This window comes from Amphritea opalescens (assembly GCF_003957515.1).
Taxonomy (GTDB): domain Bacteria; phylum Pseudomonadota; class Gammaproteobacteria; order Pseudomonadales; family Balneatricaceae; genus Amphritea; species Amphritea opalescens.
On record NZ_RQXW01000009.1, the window covers coordinates 121,644 to 141,749 of the forward strand.

Below are 20,106 nucleotides of genomic sequence, written 5' to 3' on the forward strand. Positions count from 1 at the left end.
TAGCTCATCTATCCCTCTTTAATCTGGCGTGCTACTCGCAGCGTCCTGGGCGCTGTACCCTAGCTGTGTTGAAATTGTGTGGGCGGCCTTCTTGAGAGCGTCAATCCATGTCAATTGGCGTCTTTCGATCGGTGCAGAGATCGATAGACCGGCAACCGGCAGCTGGGTTTGGTCATAAATTAAGACACCGATACAGCCCACACCGATTTCCGCTTCTTCGTTATCCAACGCATACCCCTGGGTGGCGGATTGCAGGCATTCAGCCGTCAGTTCCGGCAACGTCGAAAAGGTGTTTTGGGTGTAGGTGGGTAGATTGGTGCGTTGTGCGTAGCTGACAATATCGCTCTCACCGCCGATACCGAGCATCAGTTTACCTACGCCAGTGACATGTAGCGGTGCACGGCTTCCGACGAGTTGATGAACGTGCATCATACGGTTGGGGATCGCCCGTTCAAAATAGATCACCACATCACCCTCGCGAATGGTCAGGTTAACACTCTCGCCTAGTTGATCCCTGAGCCGTTCCATATAGGGGAGAGCGACGGCGCGAAGGTCCACATCGGTACGCCGTTTATTGGTTAGTTGCAGCAGCCGATTACCTAACCAGTACTCACCATGTTCATTGCGATCGACAAAACGGTTATCGATGAGGGCGCGGAGTATCCGGTGGGCGGTTGACGGGTGTAGGCCGGTTTCGGCGCTGAGTACTTTGAGTGTCACCGGTTGAGAATAGCGGGAGATCGCATCCAGAATATGCGCGGCCCGGTCGATAACCTGTATGCGGCTGACAGGCTTAGTGTCGACGGCTATCGCCGTATGATCATCGGCAGAGCTCGCGGTGGTGAGGGTATCTGGCATAAGGCACCTGAAAGAATGAACAAAAGATACCGTATTCTAATATCTAACAGCTCTATTTCATATTATGAAATCAGGGTGATGTCTTTATCCGTTGTTTACGCTGGTTAGGTGAGCAGTGGGATGAGCTGTTCGGGGCTGTGGATAAGATAGTCGCTGTTAGCCTGCTGTAGTTCATCTATCTCGCCATAGCCCCAAGTGACGGCGACGGAGTTAACCTCGCAACTTTTAGCGGCGTGGATATCACTGGCTCGGTCGCCGATCATCCAGTGCTGTTGATCGGGCTGATGATCTTGCAGCAGGCTTTCGAGGTGTAGGGTTTTATCACTTCGGCTGCCATCGAGGAGGCTGCCATGAATGCTAGCAAATAGATGGCTCAGTTGGGCGTGTTGTAAAAGCCACTCGGCTTGGGGCTGAGGTTTGACCGTTAAAACGCGCAGTGTTTTGCCCGAGCTGGCTAGCTGTAACAGCAGTGTTTTTATGCCGGGATAGAGTTGATAGCGATAGATCCCTTTTTGCAGATAGTGTTCTCGAAAATGTGTCACCGCAGATTCGATTAGCTGGTCATCATCGGTATCGAGGAGCCGAGCGAAGCTCTCACGTATCGGCGGGCCAAAGCAGGTTTTTAATTCGGCTGGCTCGGCAATCGAACCGCCGAGCTGGGATAACGCCGCCTGTATCGACTCGCCAATCCCTGCCTGAGTATTCAGCAGGGTGCCGTCTAGATCAAAAAAGATTGTGCCCATTATCGGTGATCCCATTAATCGACGAGGGCGCCTTGGGCAATCCACTGGCCGAGTAGGTCTCGCTCTTGTGGCGTCATCTGGGTGATATTCCCTAATGGCATGGCGGTTGTCGTGATGGCTTGGGCCTGAATGCGAGGGATGAGTGCTTTGATCTGCTCTGGCGTATCCATAATGACGTTGAGTGGCGGGGCATTAAAGCCCGCGTAGCTCGGGGTTGCGGAGTGACACACCGAGCAACGCTCACTGATAATCGGTTGAACCTGAGCGAAACTAACGGTTTGGATGTTGCTACTCGGTGCGGTTTGTGGCGCGACCACAAATGCCAAACCGATCATACCCAGCGCCGCAGCGGGCAGGGTCCAGAGGTATTTTTGCGTCAGGTGGCGAGTGTTGAAGTAGTGCCGCACTAATATACTTAGAAATGCCAGCGCGCTGAGAATGGCCCAGTTATATTCATAACTATAGGTGCTCGGGAAATGGTTGCTGATCATGATAAACAGCACGGGCAGAGTAAAGTAGTTGTTATGCCGAGAGCGCAACAACCCTTTTGCCGGTAGCTTAGGGTCAGGGGCTTGTCCTGCTTCAATCGCACGAATCATGGCCCGTTGGGCGGGCATGATAATGCGGAACACGTTACCGACCATAATGGTGCCGATGATGGCGCCGACATGAATAAAAGCACCGCGACCGCTATAAATAAGTGTTAAGCCCCAGGCGGCTAGCACCAGCAATGCAAAGAGCACGACGCCTAATAACAGTGGTTTTTTACCCAGTGGTGAATCGCAGAGGGTGGTGTAAATCAGCCAACCGGCCAATAGGCTGCCGATACTGATCGCAATGGCGGTGGCTGTCCCCATATCAGAGCCCGGTGCAATCAGATAAAGCGGCGCATTAAGGTAGTAAACAACCGCCAGTAAGGTAAATCCAGAGAGGAAGGTGGCATAGGCTTCCCAGTAGAACCAGTGTAGTGTTTCTGGCATCTGTGGGGGAGCAAGCTTATATTTTTCTAAGTGGTAAATACCGCCACCATGAATGGCCCATAGATCACCGGATAGACCCTCTTTAGGTTGGCTGCGCTCTAGATGATTTTCTAGCCAGACAAAGTAAAAGGACGCACCGATCCAAGCGATACCGGTAATCATATGCACCCAGCGTACTGCGAGGTTAAGCCATTCCGTGATATGTGGATCCATCGTTTATTCCTCATCAAGCTAGACCTCTCTCGAGATCTTTATCGTCTAATATATCGCTGCCAGGAACCACTCCTGCAGGTTCATCTCAGCTGGGTATACCGCTTTCAAGCACCATGTCGCTGTCGTCACTAAAATAGTGTTCATCGCAGTTGTTACCGTCGCCTTCGCGATCGACGATTAAAAAGTCGTCTTCAGCTTCACAGCTGAGTACCGGATGGTGCCAAACACCCGTGTGGTAGTTAATGCCCTGATGGCCGTTAGTGATAAAGGCGCGGATCGTCTCGGGGTCGGGTTGATCACCGGGTTCAGCCACGAGTATCAGAAAGGGCTTTTGTTTCAGGGGAATGAAGGCCTGACTACCGAGAGGATGTCGTTCTAACATCTTTATCGGCAGTGGGTAGGTCAGCTTCTGAGCCCTAAAGATACTGATGATGGCGCGATCATCCGGTTTACCCAGCATCACTTCAGAAAGCCGATGAAAACGTTGGGTAGAGCCGTTATTGATCATAAAGAAATCACTGCCCTCGGTTTCAATAACATCACCATAGGGTGCAAAGCGTGCTTTCGTCAGGGGTTCCGGTGTGATTATCCGCTGCATGGGTATTTATCCTATTGGCTCGGCTTGCCGAACAGTCGGAGACGACTCACGCCGCCGTCGGGGAAGATGTTTAGGCGAATATGGGTGATATTTCCCAAGCTGTTAAGCTGTTGCTCGAACTGATGTTCTTGATGCATCGCTAGTTTTTGTGAGGGCAGTAGCTCTTTCCAGAATAAGCTCTGGGTTTCGATCTGTTCATCGGTGCCCCCTTTGACATAGGCCGCCTGAATCGAACAGCTATCGGGATAGTTACCCTTGAAGTGGAGGGTGTCGACCACGACTCGGCTGATTTCACCCGGATGACCCAAGGCGATAATTACCCAGTCATTGCCTGGGGTACGACGACGGGCGGTTTCCCAACCATCGCCCATATTGATACCTCGTCCGGGGTTAAGAATATTGCTCATGGTGCCGTAGTGCTCATTACTACAGGCCAGCGCCCTACCGCCATTGATGGCGGCGGCTAAGTCGATCTCTTCATCAGGGTTAACGCTCGACCAGTCCAGATAAGGAATGCCGTACAGCTTCAGGCGTGCGATACCACCATCGGGATAGATATTGAAACGGACATGGGTCCATGGCGCATCCTGTTCGATGGCGTGAAGGTGCTGACTATCACCACTGAGGCTGACAGCACCTAACAATTCGGTCCATTCGGTATTATCGTCAGGGTCACCTTGCGGGCAAAAACAGGCCTCCAGTGATGCGGAAGGAGGGAAGTTGCCGGTAAAGAAGGCGGTATCGATATTAACGCCCTTAATCACGCCGGGAACGCCGAGACGAATGATGGTGTAATCATAGCCTTCAAAACGTTTGCGGCGGGATTCCCAGCCATCCATCCATTTACCGTTATCATCGTAAACATCGTCTTTCCACACCGGTGCTTCCGGTTGCAGCATTCGGTCAACCGCGGCAAACCAGTCATCGGTGACAAACACCGCTTTACTACCGAGTCGGGCATCGGCTAGGTTGATGTATTTTGTAAATGTAGGATTACTCATAAATTTCAGTGCCTTGTCTCTATCATTGCCGATTAACGGGGGAGGGTTTAGAGGGATTCCAGTCTAAACCGAGCTATTTTGTTAATCTCCATCAGGGCGCGCTGGAACTCTTGTTCCGGGCTATGATGAATTCTCTCTTCGAAAGCGGCGAGTATCTGCTGCTTTTGACTGCCTTTGACCGCCATAATAAAAGGAAAGCCAAATTTGGCTTTATAAGCATTGTTTAACTCGGTGAAACGAGCAAACTCGGCATCGGTGCATTCACTGATACCGGCGCCTGCTTGTTCCGAGGTTGATGACTCGGTCAGTTCACCGGCAATCGCTGCTTTGCCGGCTAAATCTGGGTGGGCGTTGATGAGATCTAGTTGAGATGCTTGGTCAGAATCAAGCAAGATCTTTGCCATGCGAGCCTGCAGGGTATCAATTTGGTTATGGCTATGATCGATACCGAGATCGAATGCCTGTTCGGCGATCCACGCGGAGTGCTCATAGATATCACCAAAAGTAGCCACAAAGTCGGCGCGACTCATCTGGCTGGGAGTACAGCTATGAAAGCAGGTTGCGCTCATTTGGCCGCCTCCGGTTGATAGGGGTGTTGTTGCTGCCAATGTTGAGCGATATCGATGCGCCGAGTAAACCATACGCGATCATGACTTTGGGCATAACGGATAAATCGTTCTAAGGCAGCGGTGCGTCCTGGACGCCCCGCAAGTCGGCAGTGCAAGCCAACCGACATCATTTTTGGTGCATCTTCTCCCTCGGCGTAAAGAGTATCGAAGCTGTCTTTTAGATATTGATAAAACTGTTCGCCACTGTTGAAACCTTGAGCGGTGGCAAAACGCATATCGTTAACATCGAGGGTATAGGGAATCACCAAGTGCCCTTTACCGGCGTTATCGACCCAATAAGGTAGATCATCATCGTAGGCATCGGAGTCATACAGGAAGCCACCTTCCTCCATCACTAACTGACGTGTGTTAGGGCCGGTGCGGCCGGTATACCAGCCCAGTGGCCGTGCGCCGGTGATCTCTTCGATAATATTGATGGCCTTCAGGAGATGATCGCGCTCCTCCTCGATATCGGTATATTGGTAATCGAGCCAGCGTAAGCCGTGACTACAGATCTCATGGCCTGCCGCCACCATTGCCTGAGCAACCGCGGGATTGCGCTGGATCGCCATCGCTACGGCGAACACGGTCAAGGGAATATTGTATTGATTAAAAAGCTTTAATAGCCGCCAAACACCGGCACGACTGCCGTATTCATAGCAGGATTCCATGCTCATATGACGGACATTAGCGAGCGCCTGAGCACCGGGCATTTCAGACAGAAAGGCTTCCGATTCTTGATCACCATGAAGAATGCAGCGTTCACCGCCCTCTTCATAATTCAACACAAAAGAGATAGCAATACGGGCGTTATCAGGCCAGTGGGGATGAGGAGGGTTATTGCCATACCCAATGAGGTCGCGAGGATAGTCGGTATTCACGGCGGAACTCCTTACATAACGATCGATGTGATCGTCTGGTTTAGCAAAATCAATGCCTTGATTGTATACAATTGATTGTGGGTCGTTCAAGTATAAAGTTGTCCGATCGGTCAGAATTAAACAGATGTTAGCGGGAATAACAGGTTTAAATGAGCCGAGAGAGGAGAAATAGACGGGGCTGTTTAGCGAAATAAAATGTATACAATTTTACGAATGCTCTGTTGTTTTGTTTCCTTGCGTTGTTTTATAGTGGTAGTTGATCTTTTAGCGACATGTCCGTCATAACCATTTTAAATCAAGAGTGATAAGGGGAAGGGCAGATGGGATATCTGACAACACATGTATTGGATTCGGCGCACGGTTGTCCAGGGGCAAATATACCGGTGGTGCTGTACCGTATTGATGGCGAGCGTCGCGAACGATTACAGCAAACATTAACGAATGATGATGGTCGTTGTGATCAGCCGGTATTAGAAGGCGACGACTTCAAGCGAGGAGTGTATGAGCTGGTCTTTAGTGTGGGTGAATACTACCGCCAGCGCGGCGTTGAGTTGCCGGTAACGCCTTTTCTAGATGATGTGGTGCTGCGCTTCGGTATTGATGATGAAGCTGAACACTACCATGTACCACTATTGATCTCCCCTTATAGCTATTCAACCTATCGAGGCAGTTAAACGCTGTTGCTCTAGGCTGGAAAAGGCAGGTGTACTTGCTGGGCGCTGTCTATCGACGGCCTTGTTTCGACGCGCCTTTTAGCGACCTATTCTTTTCACTAACGATTCATTCCTTTCGTTAACGCCCCCGCCTTTAACTTCCCCCGCCTAGGGGTTTATCAGCTGAGTGGGTGCATCAACTTTACCTGAATAGACTCCTCTTCTATCAATTCAAACACCTTTGGCCGAACCTCCGTGATCCACCACTGGTTATAGGTTGATTGGTAAATCGCTTGGCGAGAGGCTTCATCATCAAACTCGCGCAACCAGATAAAGTAGTCAGTACCGTCAGGATCTTGATGAATATAGGTATTGATAATTCTCATGCCCTTCGACTCTTGGTAGGGCAGTAGTTCTTCTCGCATCCAGTCTAACCATTGATCTGTTTTACCGGGTTTAATCTTATATTCACGCAGTTCAATTATTTTCAAAGTAGGGCCTATAGCAAAATGTCGTTATCGAAATATGAAGGTGCTTAGCTGTTAATGCAGGGTAAAGATTGGCTTGGCTATGCTGATGTTTTCCCATCGTGCGAGTTAGCACGTATGATAACCGACCGGATACCGTATTAGGATTGTTTCGCATGCCACTATTTGAAGAGATCGATAGCCAAGCCTCGCCTTTGGGGCAGATATCCCTACGTAAGCGGCGGATGCCCGCGTTTGGTGATCGAGATATCTATGAGGTAAAGCTCGGCGAAGAGTTTTTAATGTCGAGTATGTTTGTCGATGCGGAAGAAGCGTTATCAACACTGGGCCTTGCTGCCGTCGAGGGCGATCAACTCAGTGTGGTCGTGGGCGGTCTGGGGTTAGGTTATACGGCAGTGGCGGCCTTAAAGGATCCACGTATTGCTGAGTTGCTGGTGGTGGATGCGATTGAGACGGTGATCGGTTGGCATCAAGATGAACGGGTCCCGCTGGGGAAGATACTCAACGCGGATAGCCGTAACCGTTACATACTGGGCAGCTTCTTTGATCTGGCGGTTGAACCAAGCACTGGGTTTGATCCCGCGTGTAGTGGTAAAAAGTTTGATGCGATCCTGTTAGATATTGATCACTCTCCTACAGAATACCTTAACTCTGCCAACGCGAGTTTTTATACCACGGCTAATCTGAGCTTGATGGCTGAGCAGCTTAAACCTGGAGGTGTGTTTGCCATGTGGTCGCAAAACCTGCCGGAAGCGCCGTTTGAAGCGCTACTGAAAACGGTATTTGAGCGTGTCGATGCCCATGTGGTCTCTTTTTATAACCCGTTTCAGCAGGATGAATCGACTAATTCCGTCTATGTTTGTGTTAAGGCCTAGTGTTAGTAGATAGTTGGCTTGTCGTTCGTTAGTACTATTTTTATTGGTTCTAAAAGGAAACCGGTTATGTCAGAGAGAGTTACCATTGTTGCGGCTGATGACCATTCCATGTTCTTGGAAGGGCTGAGTAGTCTGATTGGCAAATCATCGACTTTCCAACTGCTAGGCACCGGTGCTAACGGCGATGAGTTGATTGCGCTGATTGAGCAGTTTTCTCCCACGATCGCTTTAGTTGATCTGTCGATGCCAGGAGCCAAAACCGCCGATATTCTTAAGTATGTTGAAACCCATAGTCCCGAGACTCAGTTGATCGCGTTAACCATGCATCTCGAAGCCCATCTGGCTAAAACCCTATTAAGGCTTGGGTTGTCCGGCTATGTGTTAAAAGAGAGTGCGTTTGAAGAGTTAAGTGATGCGATTAATAATGTGGTCGCCGGTGAGCAATTCTTATCTCCAGCGATGATGGAAGCCTTGAGTGTTGTTGATGCCGATGAGGCGGCCTTAACCTTAAGAGAGGTAGAGGTGTTAGCCTGTGCATCCAATGGACTCTCCAATAAGGAAACAGGGCGGCAGCTCGATATTTCTGAACGCACGGTACGCTTCCATATCTCGAACTCCTGCTTAAAGTTAAACGCCCACGGTCGCGCTAATGCGGTCGCTGTTGCGCTTAAAAATGGTTATATCAGTTAACCCATTACGTTGCGGGTGATAGTGGGAATTTAATCTGTATATGGCAGCCCTTGCCGGTTTCACTGGTCATATCAAGATGGCCGCTTAACAAGGTGATCCTTTCTTGAAGGCTGACAAAGCCGTAGCCACCATCGTCTCGATATTCACCTTTGTCTTTGATATTAAACCCGATACCGTTATCGCGGATAGAAAGGCACACATACCCCTTTTTAGTGGATAACTGTATCTCGACGCTGGTCGCTAGACCATGCTTGATGGCATTCGATACACACTCTTGAAACATTCGGAAAACATGGATCTCAGTCCCTTTATCCATCGTCATCTCGGCACAGTTGAGAGAGGTTGTAATACCGTATATCTTCTCAATGTTTTTACATTCGCTGGTTAATGCTTGATGGATAGGGGTCTGATCGATCACCACCGGGTGTAACCCATTGATCAAACGTCGCAACCCTTGTACGGCCTGTTCGAGTTCAGATTTGACGTAGCCTAGATGTTGATCTTTTTCATCAGAGCTTAAGGCTAAGCTTGTTTGCAGTTTTGCCGATGCGAGGTGTTGACCTATGCCATCGTGCAGTTCGCGGGCGATCGAATGTCTAACGCTGTCGGTAATGCCAACGATGCGGATGGATAGCTTTTTGAAATCCATGCGAATATGGGTGAGTTGTTGAAAGTAGGCAAACAACAAAGCATAGCGATAGATGATGCTACCGAATTGAATGTTTCGGTGACCAAAAAAATCATCGGGCAACCATTGGCTACGAATCGAAAAGACATAAATGATAATGCCAAAAAATTGAGCGTAGGCGCCGACACGTTTATAGATAAGCCCTTTAAAGGCGGCATAAATAGCATAGAAGAAAAACGTGACGGCTTGGAGGTTCCAAACATACCAGCAGATATTTTTCAGCTCGAATGAGATGCTGGGTAATAACAGCATCACCACATTAAAGGCCCAGATAGCGGACAATACCGTGATTACCTTGCCGGGGATGTCACGATACTGACTCCAAAAATACATAGCGGTGGTGTAGGGCAGCACCAGCATTGCCGTCACCATAGCGAGGTTGGCGCTGATGAATTTAATCGAATAGATGTAGTTGATATCGTGGGCGGCAGCGCCTAATAGCAGGAAAAAGCTACAGGCGAGTAGCCATTTGAATTCAGGCACGGGGCCTAAGGCTGTTTTTAGCAGCACAATAATAATCACAAATTCGATGATACCTAGGACCGCAAACACCGTATCCAGCGTGATGATGTTTAGTTTTGTGTTATGGACCTTTTCGAGTAATTCATCATAGTCGCCAATCAGCACTTTACCCTTGGTAATGCCCGCCCCACCAGGAAACATAGCGCCCCAGGCTTCACCAAAACCGACGTTGGTTTTAATGGCGAGGACATTATTTTTTTCATTCAGTAATTGTGCGGGAATCTTGTACAGCCGAGGCAGGCTTTGCGGGTTGGTATGGAGAAAATCCCATGCGTCATAGGTTTCGCCCAAGCCGCCGATGCGGGTACCGTTGAGCCAAGTTTCATCGGCATGCCTGATTGTTTCAATAAACAGGGCTAAACCTTGCTGCTCAGGCGCCTTGAAATCGAAGTGAACACGGTACCAGCCTTTAACCGGTGTGTTATGTCCCTGAAATAGTAGCCTAGGGACTTCAACGGTTTGCCATGCGCTGTCATCGTATAATGGTTGGCTCCAGTTCGAGAGGTCGCCATGTTGGAACAGCCAGTTATTTTTGATCTGGACATCACCGGCCATCGCTAAGCCGTTGGCGATGATGAAGGTCAACAATACGACTGCTTTAAGGTATCTGATAATCATTAATCACTCTGGTTGACAGTGAAGTGAAATGGGGTTGCGATAATCGATGGATAAAACTTCCTCGATGATATTGTCTGATCTTAAATAGGCCTGCGCATGGGGCATGGTCAAACAGGGCTATTTAGCATCGGACGCAACGGCGAAGGCAGATAACCGCCTTCGCCGTTTGGTTTTTTTAAGCGATGAGTTATTGTTTTAACTGTTGTGCATTAATGGCTTTATTGACCACTTTACCACCGGATACGGATGGTTTTATCTGAGGCAGTACGGTCGCTTTTTTGACAGCGACTTTATCTGCAGTGGAAACGGTCTTTACACAGCCGCCACAGGGGTGGAAGGTTCCACCACCGGCCCATCTCATCGCACCGCTAAGGGCGGGGTATCGCATCAACATCAGGAGATCGCCGGTTGCGTTGTATTGCGCTTCGGAGAAACTACCATCACTTTTGCTTAGCTTAGAGCGTATCAATATACCATTAGCCGTCCGTGCCCGTAGGATAAGATCGGTCGTTAGCCCTTTATCGATATTACCGATCAACGCAGAAAAGTTATCGATTTGTGGCCCGTCTCCAGCGATATGTTGAACATGGGTATAGTGACCATCACCTTTGGAGAGTTTAAGCCGCAGAATCAAACCTTGTTGTGGGTCACGCTTACGTAGCAGAATATCGGTTCTGCGATCCCCATTGAAATCACCGACTAAGATTTCCAGCTTATCAACGTCGGCGGTTTCGGCGAGATCGTGTATGACCCGATGGTAGGTACCATCCCCTTGGGAGATATAGGTATTGGCGCGTAATAACTTGGTGCCATGGTCACGGGTGATGAGGATAAGATCCGATTTCTTATCGCGGTTCACATCACCAACAAAACTCTGCATATTATTCATATACCACCAACCACCGGGGATCAGTTTTTTATAGGTGAAACTGCCATCGCCATTGGATATCTGGGTTCTGATTTGGAAGTTATCGGCACCATTTTGAAAGTGATAGATGAGATCGGTTTTACCATCGCCGTTAACATCCGCGGCATGCATACGCATTGAGTCACCCATGGCGCCATCACCCGAGCGGTGGTCAGTTTCTCGGAAGCTGCCATCGCCATTCGAGTATTTAACGCGGATGTGTAGCCCTGAGGTTGGGTGCTGATAGAGTGATATGAGATCGGATAGTTTATCGCCATCGACATCACCGATAAACGCCAGCCTTTCAGTGTCACTATGGCCATCGCCTGCCTGATACTCTTTTTCTGTAAAGCTGCCATCACCATTGGACAATTTAGTGCGCAGCGTTAAGCCATTCTGTGGATGGTAATAACGTAACAGTAGATCGGTTTTGTTGTCGGCATTGAAATAACCGGAGAGCATCGGCAGCAAGTCTACCGCTGAACCATCGCCGGAGATAAACGCTTTATCGATGAATGAGCCATCGCCGTTGGATAATTTTGTATGAATGATGAGCCCTTGTTGCGGATTCCGAGAGCGTAGCACTATGTCACTTAAACCATCGCCATTGATATCAACCGGGTGTTGATCTGTTGATTTGAAGTGGGTGCTGCCAAAGACGTACATCGAGTCGTAAATATGGGTAACGGCTAAATCAACGGTTTGCCATGAGTGTTCATATTTACCACCCATATCTTCATGACCGGCATTCACCCACTTTTGCTCCCACCAACCGAGATCGGTATCGCTGGCCTTCCATGTGAATGAGCGGATGCCCGGTTCTTGAGCCCATACTTCACCGCCACCGTGAATATCTAGAACCGCCAGTTTATTACGGTGATTGCTGGGGAAAACTTGATCCATATCGATAGGGTAGGATTCATAGCTGTTATTGAGTGGGTTTCTATATACGCCACTTAACTGGGGGAGTTCTCGGTCAAGGTTGGGGGTGCCGGTGGTGGTGCAAACAGGGTCTAGGCCTTGCACGATTAGGGGGATATTTTGATAGGTGGATGTTGCCCGTAGTTTTTGTCCGAGGCGGAACATCATACAGCCCCCGCGGCTTTGGCCGGCGAGTACGATGAGCTCAACTTTGCTGGGATCAAACTGAGAGGTGAGGAAATCCCAATAAGCGTTTTCTCGTCTCTGTTTTTCGGCGCTGGGGCGGTAGTAGCCAAAACGCATATCAAACGCAGCGATAAAGAGGGTGTCGCTATCACTAAACTTACCATCGCCGCGTAAACGACCTAAGACCGACCTCGCGTCAATCGTGCGGGTGCAGCTTTTTGTGGCATTCATACAACCATCTTTATAATCGTTGGGTTGGCCTGTCAGTACGTTAGGATAGCCTTTGCCTATCTTGCCTCGTTCTTCTCCGCCGGGATCTGTCTGCTGTCCTGCAGAGATAAACACCACCTTGCGCACCTGATCTTTTGGTGGCTGGTTAACGATGGATATGTAGGTGTTGCGTTGACCCTCGGTGGAAACACCAGCGTTGCTCCACGCTTGAAATTTTGATGGGGTGGTGGCTGTACCTGCGCAGATATTATTGAGGCCTCGTTGATCACAATAGCGGACCCTTTCTAAGGTGACAGATTCATCGGCATAACTAGCGACGGAGGTCGCTAGCAGACAGAGTGCGATGGAAGATCGAAAGACTTTATGTAGCAGGCCTCGTCCCGTGGTTTGAGGTGTCGATATTAGCTGATTAGTCCGGTCTTCATTATTCATGGCACATCCCTTTTATCACTTAACCCATCATGATCAATAGATAGATCGTTTATTATTAGACCTGTATGGCTATCCACTCTAGAGAGAACGGCAGAAATAGACAACTGTCGTAAGCGACAGGTGTTTGAGTCGAAAGGCCGCTAAGCTTGATGGATAACCGATCATGGCGTTGTTGGGCTTCGGTGGACTGCTGTGATTCAAGATCGGTATGTGACTGAGGGTGACCGTGATCATGATCTGATTAACCCGTGAAACGTATCATAGGGTAGAGATTTATGTATAAGGATGCTTAAAAGGATGAAAAATTTATGGATGCTGATGACCGTGATGTTACTGACGGGCTGTTTAGGGATGCCTAAGGCAGTGACACCGGTAGGGCAGTTTGAGTTAGATCGATACTTAGGTCAGTGGTATGAGATTGCTCGGCTAGATCACTCCTTTGAGCAAGGACTGACACAGGTGTCGGCTGAATACACTCGGCGAGAGGATGGCGGTGTGGCTGTGCTGAACCGAGGGTTCTCTGCCGCAAAAGGTGAATGGCAGGAGGCGGAAGGTAAGGCTTATTTTGTTAACGACAGCGATGAAGCGTATCTGAAGGTGTCTTTTTTTGGCCCATTCTATGGATCATATGTTGTGTTTGAGTTGGATCATGAAGGCTATCAGTATGCCTTTGTCTCTGGGCCTGATACCGACTATCTGTGGCTGCTTGCTCGGACGCCGGAGGTTCAACCTGAAATCATGCAAAAATTTATCAGTATGGCGAAGGTGCGGGGCTTCGATACCGATGCTGTGATCAGGGTTGAACAGCATCGGTAATCAGGAAGGGAGTCGTTTTCTGATCCCTTTAGATATTGGGACCGATATTTAAGCGGCTACCATCGCTGAAGCGGGAGAAGCGAAAACGGGACAGGTCGTGCTGACTTTGTTCCTTATTCACTATCTGCGCTACGATTTTGCCGAAAGCGGGACCTATGCCAAAACCATGACCACTCATCCCTGTGGCCACAATGAGCCCCTCTAAGTCGGGGACTCGGTCAACGATAGGCACAATATCCGGCATCGCATCGATCATGCCGGCCCAGGCATCCAATATTTTGGGCTCGCCTATCTGTGGAAACCTTTCTGCAAAACGTTGTTGCATCACTTTAACCTTGCCCTTTGCGGGGGCTGGGTCCAGAACGCGGGTTAATTCAAAGGGGGTTACCTCATCCGCATGCCAGTGGCGAGCTACCCGCCACGCATCAGGGGAGTTGGGTATTTCATTCATCCAAGGCCGGATCTCGTGGATATTTTGCAGGCCTGTCTTAATCCACTTCGGCATCCAGCGGAATGAATCAGGTCCAATAAAGTGATCATGGGAATCGGTTAGTGCTAGCGAGTAACCGCCATCGTCACGGCGTCTCACCGCTAGTTTTTTATCGGCAAAGCTGGTGGTGGTAATACTCTCAAGAGGCGCTGTTCGGGCCACCGATGCGCGTACCGATAATTGAGGAATGTTGATTCCATGACGGCGCAGAAACAACGATGACCAAGCGCCTCCCGCGACGACCACCTGAGCTGTTTTTATGCGACCCGCCTCGGTGATCACGCCGGTAATCTGGCCCGCTTCAATATCTAATGTGCGCACGGCGCAGTTTTCTTTGATAAGCACGCCTTCACTGTGGGCGAGTTCAGCCACGGCGGGGATCGCTTGCCAAGGTTCTGCACGGGCATCACTGGCGGTAAAGGTCGCGCCAACCCAAGGGTTCTTTGAGTGTGGGTCCAGTTGGATGTGTTGTGCTATTTGCGCGCTAGACAGTGCCACCGTATCGACACCGTGTGCTGCGGCGGTGCTGAGCCAGCTTTCGCGTTGTGCTTGAGCTTCCTCTGTTTGTGATAGATACATCACGCCGACCCGTTTGAGTCCGGTACGGCCTTTGACCTCTTGATCAATGTTTTCCCATAACCGAGTGGCTTCCATCATAATCGGTAATTCGGCCGCATCACGGCCATGTTGGCGAATCCAACCCCAGTTACGGGAGGATTGCTCGCCAGCGATACGGCCTTTTTCGACCACCATCACGCTGAGGCCAGAGCGGGCAATATTTAGGGCGGAGAAGATACCGATAATACCACCGCCAATCACGACCACATCGACCTCTTCAGGCAGTGGATCATTGAAAGCAATAGCCGTATTTAGGTTGATCATAACAAGCGTCCGTGAGTTTTATTGGATGACTAATGGTGATTTAAAAGACCGCGAGGCGCCGCGTTAGATTGGCGTCGCGGTTAACTGAACCCGCTTTCGAGTGTATCGATTGCGGTGCGGTCTTTTAGCTAATTGTTGTTAGAGAGCCGATTGATATCAGTCTGTTAATCGATTACGCGCCCTGCTTTTCGAATGTCTCGGTGCCTTCGGGTATCTCAAACCAATCTTGCTTTTGGCTGACCCAGATATGGCGGATGGGTTTAATAATACTGGTGTCTGACAGGGTACTTGGCTTTAACTTGATGGAATTAGGTTCGTCTGGGTTGAAGTGGTAGATCCGGTTGCCGCAGCTAGGGCAAAACTTTGCAGCTGAAACATTGCCGCTATCCGCTGGTCTGCGCCACTCTTTCATCTCACCTTCAAACTCAATATCGCTGGCGTCGACAACGGCGGTAACGCTGAAAGCACTGGTCGATAGTTTCTGGCATGCAAGGCAATGACAGGCTTGAATTAACTTAGGGGCTTTTAATAACGTATATGTTACGCCGCCACATTGGCAAGAGCCCTCAATCGGATAAGTCATTTACATCTCCAGATAAACGAAACTACGAATAGCGAATTAAGTGAAGCTCTACTGTAATTCAGCAATCATATTTGAAGCAAGTGATTCAGGAACCGAGCGCGCTTTGTGTGGCGTCGGTGTTGAGACGAAAAAAGCCCTCGGTCGAGGGCTTGTAGGTTTTATGAGTGGATTAAGGTAGGAAGATAAACTTAGCCACAAAGATCGCGGTTAACACCCAGACACCGGTGGAGATGGCGGATGCTTTGCCAGTCGTCACTTTCATGACGGTATAGGTGATAAAGCCGATAGCGATGCCGTTAGCGATAGAGAAGGTCAGAGGCATCATAATGGTGGTCATGAGGGCGGGGGCAAACTCGGTGAGGTCATCCCAATCGATGCTTGCGAGGGAGCCCATCATCAGCATAGCGACGTAGATCAACGCGCCATCAACCGCAAAGCTAGGAAGCATCTGCGCTAAAGGCAGCAGGAAAAGCCCTAGCAGAAACATGATGCCGATCACGACGGCGGTTAAGCCGGTTCGGCCACCGGCAGCAACGCCCGCAGCGGACTCAACATAGGAGGTGACCGGTGGGCAGCCAAAGGCGGTGCCAATTACCGAGGAGATCGAATCTGCTTTTAATGATTTATCCAAGCCTTCGATTTTACCGTTTTCATCTTGAAGGTTGGCTCGATGAGCGACCCCCATCAGGGTGCCAGCGGTATCGAAAATATTCACAAAGAGGAAGGTGATAATGACCGGTATTAGGGCGACATCGAGGGCGCCCATAATATCCAGCTTCATAAAAATAGGGGCGATATCAGAAATGTTAGGTATCGCCATCAGTCCATTTTCAGGCCAAGCCATAAAGCCTGATGCGGGCGCTCGGTCAGAGGTGACGGTGAAAAAATCCACCGGTAGTAATGCGGTCATCAAAAAGGCGATAGCGGTGGTCACGACGATGCCGATAATCACCGAGCCAAAGACGCGTAGATAGCTCAAGACGCTGATGATAAGGAAGCTGAGTAATCCGAGTGCCGGTGCTTCAGGGCCGAAAGGACCGAAACCAAAGTGGGTCAGATCGGCCAAGGCGAGCATATTATCGGGGTTAGACACGATCAAACCGGTAAACCGTAGGCCGATAAACCCTAGAAACAGGCCGACACCGGCGGTCATGGCGAGGCGCAGGCTCATCGGAATACTCTCTAACATCCATTCCCGTAAACGGGTGACGCTCATCAGGACAAACAGAATACCGGAGAGAAATACCGCCCCTAGGGCTATCTCCCAACTGTAGTTCATTTCCAACACGACGGTGAAGGTAAAGAAAGCGTTGAGTCCCATGCCCGGTGCTAAACCGATGGGCCAGTTGGCATAGACGCCCATAAAAATCGTAGCGATCGCCGCGCCGATACAGGTCGCTAGAAATAGGCCATCGAAGGGCATGCCGGTTTTGGACATGATGATCGGATTAAGGAACATGATGTAAGACATGGTCACGAAGGTGGTGAGGCCCGCGATGATTTCGGTACGAATATTGGTTTTATGCTTGCTGAGTTTGAAAAAGCGATCCAGAAAGCTGAGCTCTGAAGACAGGGCTTGGTCCTTGCTTGCATGTTCTTGTTGTATGCTTTCCACAACGTTAACTCCTCATTGGGGGTAAGATGTTCCTGCGGAACATTTGATAAGGTGGTTTTCGTGTCCGGTTGTCAGAGGTGTTGTGTTTCTGTGGATAAACCTGACAGGGGCAGTCACAAGATTGTGCTTATCTTTAGAATAAGATTGTATACAAAAAAGTCAACCTATTGATGACATTGTATCCAGCCTATATTTTTGCGTCTACAGATTGTTTGACCTAGGCTTATAGTGCTTAATAGCGAAAAAATGCTGCTAAAAAGAGATAAAATGTAGTCAATTGTCGTGTTTTGTTGGGAATGGTGATGGCGGAAGTAAGCGAGATAAAGCCATGTTCTGTGTACAGAAAATCAGCTTTTATGTATTATTCTCCGAAATTTAAGCCACCATTGCTGTACAGTTGTATGTTTTTTATCGATAGGTTTTCTGGTGTATCTGGAGAAATGTAAGGTTTATGAATCAATTATCTGAAATAAAAAAAATTGATATCAAGAAAGGCGGTAAAAAAACGCAGGATGACATTGTCTATGAGCACATCTTTGATGCGATTTTAGAGCAGCGTTTAGCGCCGGGTACCAAGCTGAACGAGGAATCACTCGGCGATATTTTTGGTGTGAGCCGAACGATTATTCGGCGTGCTTTGTCGCGTCTGAGCTATGAGCAAGTGGTGGTGATACGGCCTAATCGGGGTGCGGTGGTGGCTAGTCCATCGAACGAAGATACCCGCCGGATTCTGTTTGCCCGTCGGGTGGTTGAAAAGGCGGTTACCGAACTGGTGTGTGAAGAGGCGGATAAAGCCCAGATTGAGCAGTTAAAGAAGAGTGTGCGGGACGAGCAAACGTGCTTTGAAAAGGGCGATCGTGCCGCGGGTATTCGTTTATCCGGCGAGTTTCATCTGTTGTTGGCTGAAATCGCTAATAATCCCCCCTTGCTGAGTTTTCAGCGCAGCCTAGTATCGCTGAGTTCGTTAGCGATAGCGCAGTATGAGAACCATGCGCGGTCACACTGCTCCTATGATGAGCATTTTGAATTAATCGAGGCGCTGGCCAATGGCGATAAGCCGTTAGCGACTAAACTGATGATGCACCATCTGGATCATATCGAAGAAAAGCTTAACCTCGATGATCATGCGGCGCCGAGCGATCTTAAAGCTATCTTCTCGAATGTCTGTAAATAAAGGCGTTAACCGGCCAAGTAACGCCGACTGCTTCGGTAAAGCGCTTTAAAAAGACACCAACCACTTAAACGCCCACGGGGGCGTTTTTTGTTTTAGTTGTACCTGTGCGGTTAATCTCGGCTATATACCGGTTTACCCATGGCGTAGGTTTCCTTGACCGCTCGGTCGTCCCCCAGTGTCATCATGACAAACAGGCGTTCTTCCAATGACTGGGTTTGTGCCATGCGGTATTTCATCAACGGGGTGGCATTATAGTCGAGCACGACAAAATCCGCTTCGCTGCCGGGTTCGAGATTACCGATTTTATCATCCAGCTTGAGTGCTTTAGCGCCCCCAAGGGTGGCGAGATAAAAGGATTTAAAGGGGTGGAGTTTTTTGCCTTGCAGCTGCATCACTTTATAGGCTTCGTTGATCGTTTGTAACATCGAGAAACTGGTGCCGGCTCCTACATCGGTGCCCATACCGACGTTGATTTTAAACTTCTCGGCTTGCGGCAGATTAAATAATCCGCTGCCAAGAAAGAGGTTCGAGGTGGGGCAGAAGGCGATCGCTGAGTCGGTGTCTGCTAAGCGCTGACACTCTTCATCACACAGATGTACGCCGTGGGCAAAGACCGAACGCTCACCCAGTAAGTGGTGGTGATCATAGACATCGAGGTAACCGTTTTGATCGGGGAAGAGGTTTTTTACCCATTCGATCTCGTTTTTGTTCTCCGATAGATGGGTATGCATATACAAACCCTCATATTCCTGCAGTAGCTTGCCGGCGAGACTGAGTTGCTCTGGGCTGCTGGTGGGGGCAAAGCGGGGGGTGACGGCATAATGCAGACGCCCTTTACCATGCCAGCGCTCAATCAGAGCCTTGCTGTCCTGATAACTGCTGTCTGGCGTATCGGTGAGCGCTGCTGGCGCATTTCGGTCCATCATCACCTTACCGGCGATCATGCGTAGGTTGTGTTGTTCAGCGCAATGGAAAAAAGCATCGACGGATGCCGGATGAACGGTACCAAATACCAAGGCGGTGGTGGTGCCGTTTCTAAGCAGTTCATTGACGAAGATCTCGGATACGTCGGCGGCATGTTGTGGGTCGGCAAACTTCTGCTCGGCAGGGAAGGTGTAGTTTTCCAGCCAATCTAATAGTTGTTCACCGTAGGAAGCAATCATGCCGGTTTGAGGGTAATGGATATGGGTATCGATAAAGCCTGGGATAATCAGGGCGTCGCTATACTGTTGTATCGTTATGTCCGCTGGCAGAGTGGTTAGCAGGTCGGTTGCTTCACCTAGGGCGGTAATCTGGCCATTCTCCACGACCATCAGCCCATCTTCAAAATAGCGATAACTGTTGTCGATACCGAGGTCAGTGGGGTCGCCAAGGCTATCGAGAATGGCGGCGCGGTAGGCGGTTATAGCGGGTTGTGTCATGGATATCTCAGCGTTTTAGTCTATTTAAGGTC

The 20,106-nt window shown here is 49.5% G+C and carries 19 protein-coding genes; 5 read left to right on the plus strand and 14 right to left on the minus strand.

From position 1 onward, the window contains the following. Nucleotides 1-18 precede the first annotated feature (18 nt). The 7 genes from EH243_RS11665 to puuE form a co-directional block, all read right to left on the minus strand. Nucleotides 19-858: an IclR family transcriptional regulator gene (locus EH243_RS11665; RefSeq protein WP_126158843.1), complete on the minus strand. Its 840-nt coding sequence runs from the start codon at nt 856-858 to the stop codon at nt 19-21. 104 nt (nt 859-962) lie between these two features. Further along, nucleotides 963-1,601, minus strand: a complete 639-nt coding sequence (locus EH243_RS11670) for an HAD hydrolase-like protein (protein ID WP_164549110.1) — start codon at nt 1,599-1,601, stop codon at nt 963-965. A gap of 14 nt (nt 1,602-1,615) precedes the next feature. Then, nucleotides 1,616-2,794: a urate hydroxylase PuuD gene (locus tag EH243_RS11675; RefSeq protein WP_126158845.1), complete on the minus strand. Its 1,179-nt coding sequence runs from the start codon at nt 2,792-2,794 to the stop codon at nt 1,616-1,618. An 85-nt stretch (nt 2,795-2,879) separates the two neighbouring features. Then, complete coding sequence (locus tag EH243_RS11680; RefSeq protein ID WP_126158846.1) at nt 2,880-3,392, minus strand: ureidoglycolate lyase; 513 nt, start codon at nt 3,390-3,392, stop codon at nt 2,880-2,882. Nucleotides 3,393-3,403: 11 nt separating this feature from the next. Further along, entirely contained in the window at nt 3,404-4,393 is a 990-nt protein-coding gene (gene alc, locus EH243_RS11685; protein ID WP_206441601.1) for an allantoicase, read from the minus strand. A gap of 47 nt (nt 4,394-4,440) precedes the next feature. After that, nucleotides 4,441-4,962 (minus strand): 2-oxo-4-hydroxy-4-carboxy-5-ureidoimidazoline decarboxylase, encoded by a 522-nt coding sequence (gene uraD / locus EH243_RS11690; RefSeq protein WP_126158848.1) that lies wholly within the window; start codon nt 4,960-4,962, stop codon nt 4,441-4,443. Continuing rightward, a complete protein-coding gene (gene puuE, locus EH243_RS11695) occupies nt 4,959-5,882 on the minus strand; it encodes an allantoinase PuuE (protein ID WP_126158849.1) in 924 nt (307 codons plus the stop codon). The genes uraD and puuE overlap by 4 nt, the downstream gene beginning before the upstream one ends. Nucleotides 5,883-6,202: 320 nt before the next feature. Between puuE and uraH the strand changes: the two genes are divergently transcribed. Beyond that, nucleotides 6,203-6,556, plus strand: coding sequence for a hydroxyisourate hydrolase (gene uraH / locus EH243_RS11700; RefSeq protein WP_126158850.1), 354 nt, complete (start codon nt 6,203-6,205; stop codon nt 6,554-6,556). A gap of 158 nt (nt 6,557-6,714) precedes the next feature. Here the strand turns inward: uraH and EH243_RS11705 are convergent, their stop codons facing one another. Beyond that, nucleotides 6,715-7,026, minus strand: a complete 312-nt coding sequence (locus EH243_RS11705) for a putative quinol monooxygenase (RefSeq protein ID WP_126158851.1) — start codon at nt 7,024-7,026, stop codon at nt 6,715-6,717. 152 nt (nt 7,027-7,178) lie between these two features. On the opposite strand from EH243_RS11705, the gene EH243_RS11710 reads away from it, so the two are divergent. Together EH243_RS11710 and EH243_RS11715 are read left to right on the plus strand one after the other, a co-directional pair. Further along, complete coding sequence (locus tag EH243_RS11710; protein ID WP_126158852.1) at nt 7,179-7,898, plus strand: polyamine aminopropyltransferase; 720 nt, start codon at nt 7,179-7,181, stop codon at nt 7,896-7,898. 66 nt (nt 7,899-7,964) lie between these two features. Then, nucleotides 7,965-8,588 (plus strand): LuxR C-terminal-related transcriptional regulator, encoded by a 624-nt coding sequence (locus tag EH243_RS11715; protein ID WP_126158853.1) that lies wholly within the window; start codon nt 7,965-7,967, stop codon nt 8,586-8,588. A 4-nt stretch (nt 8,589-8,592) separates the two neighbouring features. Here EH243_RS11715 and EH243_RS11720 read toward each other — a convergent pair whose 3' ends face one another. Further along, nucleotides 8,593-10,416 (minus strand): sensor histidine kinase, encoded by a 1,824-nt coding sequence (locus EH243_RS11720; RefSeq protein WP_126158854.1) that lies wholly within the window; start codon nt 10,414-10,416, stop codon nt 8,593-8,595. 187 nt (nt 10,417-10,603) lie between these two features. Continuing rightward, nucleotides 10,604-13,093 carry an FG-GAP repeat domain-containing protein gene (locus EH243_RS11725; RefSeq protein ID WP_126158855.1) on the minus strand — a complete coding sequence of 830 codons (2,490 nt, stop codon included), beginning with the start codon at nt 13,091-13,093 and terminating at the stop codon, nt 10,604-10,606. A 297-nt stretch (nt 13,094-13,390) separates the two neighbouring features. On the opposite strand from EH243_RS11725, the gene EH243_RS11730 reads away from it, so the two are divergent. Then, the gene (locus EH243_RS11730; RefSeq protein WP_126158856.1) at nt 13,391-13,909 is read left to right on the plus strand and encodes a lipocalin family protein; all 519 of its coding nucleotides are present in this window, start codon (nt 13,391-13,393) and stop codon (nt 13,907-13,909) included. Nucleotides 13,910-13,937: 28 nt separating this feature from the next. Here EH243_RS11730 and EH243_RS11735 read toward each other — a convergent pair whose 3' ends face one another. From EH243_RS11735 to EH243_RS11745, 3 genes are all read right to left on the minus strand, one after another. After that, nucleotides 13,938-15,281 carry an NAD(P)/FAD-dependent oxidoreductase gene (locus tag EH243_RS11735; protein ID WP_126158857.1) on the minus strand — a complete coding sequence of 448 codons (1,344 nt, stop codon included), beginning with the start codon at nt 15,279-15,281 and terminating at the stop codon, nt 13,938-13,940. Nucleotides 15,282-15,453: 172 nt separating this feature from the next. Then, nucleotides 15,454-15,864 carry a GFA family protein gene (locus tag EH243_RS11740; RefSeq protein ID WP_126158858.1) on the minus strand — a complete coding sequence of 137 codons (411 nt, stop codon included), beginning with the start codon at nt 15,862-15,864 and terminating at the stop codon, nt 15,454-15,456. A 169-nt stretch (nt 15,865-16,033) separates the two neighbouring features. Continuing rightward, nucleotides 16,034-17,479, minus strand: a complete 1,446-nt coding sequence (locus EH243_RS11745; RefSeq protein ID WP_126158859.1) for an NCS2 family permease — start codon at nt 17,477-17,479, stop codon at nt 16,034-16,036. Between the two features lie 451 nt (nt 17,480-17,930). On the opposite strand from EH243_RS11745, the gene EH243_RS11750 reads away from it, so the two are divergent. Next, nucleotides 17,931-18,653, plus strand: coding sequence for a GntR family transcriptional regulator (locus EH243_RS11750; RefSeq protein ID WP_126158860.1), 723 nt, complete (start codon nt 17,931-17,933; stop codon nt 18,651-18,653). Nucleotides 18,654-18,763: 110 nt separating this feature from the next. Here the strand turns inward: EH243_RS11750 and guaD are convergent, their stop codons facing one another. Continuing rightward, nucleotides 18,764-20,074: a guanine deaminase gene (guaD, locus tag EH243_RS11755; protein ID WP_126158861.1), complete on the minus strand. Its 1,311-nt coding sequence runs from the start codon at nt 20,072-20,074 to the stop codon at nt 18,764-18,766. Nucleotides 20,075-20,106 lie beyond the last annotated feature (32 nt).